2 protein-coding genes and 1 tRNA gene are annotated in these 2,788 nt (G+C 38.2%); 2 read left to right on the top strand and 1 reads right to left on the bottom strand.

Annotated features, from left to right (window positions below; translation table 11 throughout):
• Positions 1-316 precede the first annotated feature (316 nt).
• Positions 317-390, bottom strand: a tRNA-Met gene (locus tag Q8907_15565).
• A 276-nt stretch (positions 391-666) separates the two neighbouring features.
• Here Q8907_15565 and Q8907_15570 point away from each other — a divergent pair.
• Together Q8907_15570 and Q8907_15575 are read left to right on the top strand one after the other, a co-directional pair.
• Positions 667-1,044, top strand: a complete 378-nt coding sequence (locus Q8907_15570; protein MDP4275689.1) for an START-like domain-containing protein — start codon at positions 667-669, stop codon at positions 1,042-1,044.
• Between the two features lie 54 nt (positions 1,045-1,098).
• Positions 1,099-2,601, top strand: a complete 1,503-nt coding sequence (locus Q8907_15575; GenBank protein MDP4275690.1) for an LptF/LptG family permease — start codon at positions 1,099-1,101, stop codon at positions 2,599-2,601.
• Positions 2,602-2,788 lie beyond the last annotated feature (187 nt).

Raw genomic sequence — 2,788 nt, forward strand, 5'->3', positions numbered from 1 at the left:
AAGGGACATTGCTATTTTAATGATATTTTTGACTCAGGCAACGTGTTCGCATGCTTACTGAATAAGCCAAAGTCACCGGGAAAGTAACTTGATCCAAATTATAAGGTTTTGGACAAACTATTGAACTAATATGGGATTGAAAACCACTTTATTTGAAATGATCGAATTTTAGGGAAGCTACACGAGTTAACTCCTTTATCTTTAAAGGATTACAAATCAAATTTTTTAACAAAAATTTTCAGAATCAAGTAAAAGGAAGGATAAAAAACGCACAAAAAAAGCCCGCAAGCATTAACTCACAGGCTTTTTGAAGTTGTAGCGAGATTGGGAATTGAACCCAAGACCTCATGATTATGAATCATGCGCTCTAACCATCTGAGCTACCTCGCCATTTTGCCGCAGATAAAGAAAACGAACAACGCCTTGTCCCAATATCTCGCGTTTGAGGCTGCAAATATACTATTAATTTTTAATTTTCAATTTCACTCCTGTTTTTTTTCAAAAACCCATACGATTTTTTTTTACAAAATAGTTTTTCTATATTGCACAAAGCACATTAAAATTAACAGACTGATAGTCACGAAACAAACATGTTCGTCGAACACATTGAAGACAAAAAATCAACATGCTCGTTCCCTTTGACTGTAATTTTTAAATTTTTTACTGATGAAAAAGAAAATCGAACTGGAATATTCCCTTAATTCTTCACCCAAAATATTATTTAACCACTTAAGTACCCCGGGAGGATTATCCGAATGGTTCGCTGAAGATGTGAACCAGGACGGCAAAATTTTCACATTCGTGTGGGAAGGAACAAAACACAAGGCAGAGATGATCCTCTTCAAGGACTTGCATTACATCCGTTTTCATTGGTTGGACGATACGGATAAAAAAACTTATTTTGAATTTAAAATTAATACCGACGAAATCACCAATGATATCTCCATAGTTATTACCGACTTCGCAGAGGATGATGAAAAAAATGACCTCATCGAACTTTGGAACGAACAAGTTTCACAACTTAAACAAGTATTAGGTTTATAATTATTATTCTAATTTTGCAATCTGTTTTGTAATCCAATTTTTAAAATCATCATTGTGAAACGACTGAATATTTTTTTGATTAGAACATACATTGGTCCATTTTTATTGACTTTTTTCCTGGTCATCTTTATCCTTTTGATGCAATTCCTGTGGAAATATATTGACGATTTAGTAGGAAAAGGATTGAGTATCCAGGTGATCAGCCAACTACTCATGTATGTTTCAACCAGCCTGGTTCCGATGGCTTTACCCTTGGCTATTCTCCTTTCTTCGATTATGACTTTCGGCAACATGGGAGAAAATTCAGAACTTACAGCCATCAAGGCAGCCGGCATTTCCTTGCAAAGATTCATGCGCCCGCTGATTATCCTGACATTTATCCTGGGCATTGCAGCTTTTCTGTTTTCAAACTATGTGATGCCTTATACTAATCTGAAGATGCGCTCGCTCATATATGATGTGCAAAAGCAGCGTCCCGAGCTGCAGATCAAACCCGGCGTGTTCTATAACGGAATTGAAGGCTATAGCATACGGGTAAGCAATAAGGATTATAAAACGAGCATGTTGCGTCAGCTTAAAATATATGACCATACAAAAGGATTGGGCAATACAACTGTTACAACTGCCGATTCGGGCTTTATGAAAGTCACCTCAGACAAACGTTATCTGGTGGTCACTTTATTCAAAGGTTATAATTATGATGAATCTGTAGAAGGGAATTACGGGAGGTTCAAAAGCTACAACCACCCCTTCCGCAGGGATAAGTTTTCCAAGGAAGTGATTATGCTGGAATTGCCAGGCTTCGGGCTTGTAAGGACAGATGAAAGCCTTTTTAAAAGTGGTTATCAGATGATGAACCTGAAACAACTTGATCACACTACGGATTCCATTTCAAAAATCATAAATCAAAGCATGGCTTTTTCAGCAGGAAATACCATCCAATCCAATATTTTCCAAACCAGCAATTATTACCGTCCCCCGCAGGCAAGTGTTACCTCCCCGGCCCAGGCTCCCGTGAAAAAAGCGGTTAAACATCCTGATTTTTATAAGCTTTATGCCGGTTTGTCGGCCCAGGACAAACAACGTGTGGCTGCCCAGGCATTGTCGTCTGCCCGCAATGCAAAATATAATATTGATGAATCCAAGCTAATGACTGAAGACATCATAAAGCGTCTGCGTAGATATGAAATCGAATGGCACAGGAAATTCACCCTTTCACTGGCCTGTTTCATCTTTTTCTTTATTGGTGCACCACTGGGCGCGATCATTCGAAAAGGAGGAATAGGAATGCCTTTGGTCATATCGGTTTTGTTCTTTGTAATTTATTATGTCATTTCAATGAGCGGTGAAAAATTTGCCAGGGAGGATGTCGTTACCGTATTCAACGGGATGTGGATATCGTCCATGATCCTTCTGCCCATTGGAGCTTTTTTGACTTACAAAGCCACTACAGATTCCGTGCTGCTTAATACAGAAACTTATACAGAATTTTTCAAAAAATATCTTTATCCTAAAAAAGTAAATAAATTTTTTAGAACGTATCTGTTTGGAAAATAAATTATAGCAGGCAGTTAGATTATAAACCGGCCGGATGAAAATATTACTGGTTAGTACAAAATTTCCATACCCGCCTAAGGATGGTGGGGCAATTGCCACTCTGACCCTTGTAAAAGGTTATGCCCTGGCAGGTCATACGGTAACTGTTTTGTGCATGAATACGCCTAAACATTTCTATGACCCGGCA

It is taken from the genome of Bacteroidota bacterium, assembly GCA_030706565.1.
Lineage (GTDB): Bacteria > Bacteroidota > Bacteroidia > Bacteroidales > JAUZOH01 > JAUZOH01.